This window comes from Mesorhizobium sp. M4A.F.Ca.ET.020.02.1.1, assembly GCF_004022645.1.
Taxonomy (GTDB): Bacteria; Pseudomonadota; Alphaproteobacteria; order Rhizobiales; family Rhizobiaceae; genus Mesorhizobium.
Map to the genome: position 1 here is coordinate 1 of NZ_RZOI01000888.1, position 2173 is coordinate 2173.

At 67.0% G+C, this 2173-nt stretch carries 2 protein-coding genes and 2 pseudogenes; 2 read left to right on the plus strand and 2 right to left on the minus strand.

The window, feature by feature from the left end; translation table 11 throughout:
* Positions 1 to 165: pseudogene (locus EN742_RS39785) on the plus strand (peptide ABC transporter ATP-binding protein); the annotation flags it as partial.
* Positions 162 to 668, plus strand: coding sequence for an L-2-amino-thiazoline-4-carboxylic acid hydrolase (locus tag EN742_RS32610; protein ID WP_126058188.1), 507 nt, complete (start codon positions 162 to 164; stop codon positions 666 to 668). The pseudogene EN742_RS39785 and the gene EN742_RS32610, both read left to right, overlap by 4 nt.
* A gap of 24 nt (positions 669 to 692) precedes the next feature.
* Here EN742_RS32610 and EN742_RS32615 read toward each other — a convergent pair whose 3' ends face one another.
* Complete coding sequence (locus EN742_RS32615) at positions 693 to 1994, minus strand: FAD-binding oxidoreductase (RefSeq protein WP_126058187.1); 1302 nt, start codon at positions 1992 to 1994, stop codon at positions 693 to 695.
* Positions 1995 to 1996: 2 nt separating this feature from the next.
* Positions 1997 to 2173, minus strand: a pseudogene (locus EN742_RS32620) (glutamine synthetase); the annotation flags it as partial.

The window sequence follows — 2173 nt, forward strand, 5'->3', positions numbered from 1 at the left end:
GATCTCGGCGTCGTCCGCGCCGTCGCCCACCGCCTCGTCATCCTCGATGCCGGACGGGTCGCCGAGAGCGGCGAGGCGCGGGCCGTCATCGGCAACCCGCAATCGGCGATCGGCAAGGCGCTTGTGGCGGCAACGCCGAAACTGAACAGGACCGCAACACCATGACCGACCCAGAAACCAGAGCCGAAAAACTGTCGCGCGAGCTCGATTCCGCTTTCCGCAACCGGGCCGATCTCTACCGCCTCTTCCTCGATGAACTGACCGCGGAACTCGGCGCCGAAAGGGCCGAGGCGGTCATGATCCGCACCATCGAGCAGCGCGGCAGGGAAGTCGCGGCCGCGGCTTTCGCTGATTTCGGACCCAACGACGCGCCGGCGATCGGCGAGGCGTTTCTGGCCGTCAGCCCCGATGGCGGCCGCATGTACCCGACCGATGTCGAGCGCGACGCGACCCACATCGCCTTCAAGGTAAGGCGCTGCCCGCTGAAGGACGCCTGGGTCGAGGCCGGCGTCGGCGAGGAGAAGCTCGCCACGCTCTGCCGCATCGCCGGCGCCTTCGACCGCGGCCTGTTCGAGGCGACCGGCGTGCGCTTCGAAAACGTCACCTGGACGCCGGGCCACGGTTCCGGCTGCTGCCACATCGCGCTTACCAACAGGGATGCCGGTTAGCCAGCTTACCGTCCTCCCGCGCGCTCAGTGCTTGATGCGGTCGCGCATCGCATACCACAGCATGCCGAGCACATAGAGCGGACCGCGCAGCGCCGTGCCGCCCGGGAACGGCAGCGGGCTAAGCGTCGAGAACAGGTCGAGCCGCGCGGAATCGCCGGTGATCGCCTCGGCCAGCAGTTTGCCGGACAGTGTCGACAGGATGACGCCCTTGCCGGAATAGCCATGCGCGAAATAGACCTCGCCATAGTGCCCGACATGCGGCAGGCGTGACGTCGTCACCGACACCAGCCCGCCCCAGGCATGGTCGATGCGGCAGCCCTTCAGTTGCGGGAAGGTCTGTTCCATGTGCGGCCGCACGAAGCCGGCGATGTCGGCCGGCGGCGACGGCGTGTAGCGTTCGCCGCCGCCGAACAACAGGCGCCCATCCGCCGACATCCGGTAGTAGTTAACCACGAAGCGCGTGTCCGACACCGCGACATTGGCCGGGATGACATTGCGCTTGCCCTCCAGCGGCTCGGTGGCGACGATGTAGTTGCCGACCGGCATGATGCGACTGTTGACGCGCGGCTCCAGTCCTTGCAGCAACGCGTCGCCGGCCAGCACGACATGTTTCGCCCGCACAGATCCCTTTGCCGTCGAGACCTTGATCGAAGGCTCCCGCTCCAGCCGCACGGCGACCGAATTCTCGTGGATGGTGACGCCGGCCGCGACCGCCGCGCGGGCAAGCCCCAGCGTGTAGTTCAGCGGATGCATATGGCCGCCGAGCGGCTCGTACATGGCGCCGTGATAGGGCGTGTCGACCTTGCCGCGCGCTTCCGCCGCCGACAGGATCTCGACGTCGCGGAAATTCATCACGCTGGCCAGGCACTCGGCCTCATCTTCAAGATCCTTGAGGTCGGAGCTGTTCACCGCGCCGACCAGATGGCCGCCGAGCCTGAGGTCGCAGTCGATGCCATTGCGCTCGATGATGTCGAGCACCAGCCCGCGCGCCTCGAAAGCGAGGTCGAACAGCGCCTTCGCCCGTTCCGGCCCGAAGGCCTTGACCAGGCCCTTGGCGCCCTTGCGCAGGCCTGGGATCATCTGGCCGCCATTGCGGCCCGATGCGCCCCAGCCGATCCTGCCGCCTTCGAGCAGCACAACCTTCAGCCCGCGTTGGGCGGCGTGGAGCGCCGCCGACAGTCCGGTGCAGCCGCCGCCGACGACCACAAGGTCGGCTTCGGCATCGTCGATGAGCGCCGGATGATCCGGCGCCGGATGGGCGGTGGCGACATAGTAGGATTTGCCGATACCGAGACCGGAATTGAAACCCGTCGAACTGGAAACCATGGTCACACCTTGAGCAAAAGGTGGTCGCGTTCCCAGGACGTCACCACGCTCTGGAACAGGTCGCGCTCGACGCTCTTGACGCGCAGATAGGTCTGGAAGAAATCCTCGCCGAGCAGCGCCCGCACGGGAGCGCAGTCGGAGAAGCGGTAGACCACCTCCTCCATGGTCTTCGGCAGCGT

What these genes read in the sequence shown, in the direction of transcription:
- EN742_RS32610 (WP_126058188.1), top strand. Translation starts at nt 162, where the DNA reads ATGACCGACCCAGAAACCAGAGCCGAAAAACTGTCGCGCGAGCTCGAT.
- EN742_RS32615 (WP_126058187.1), bottom strand. Translation starts at nt 1,994, where the DNA reads ATGGTTTCCAGTTCGACGGGTTTCAATTCCGGTCTCGGTATCGGCAAA.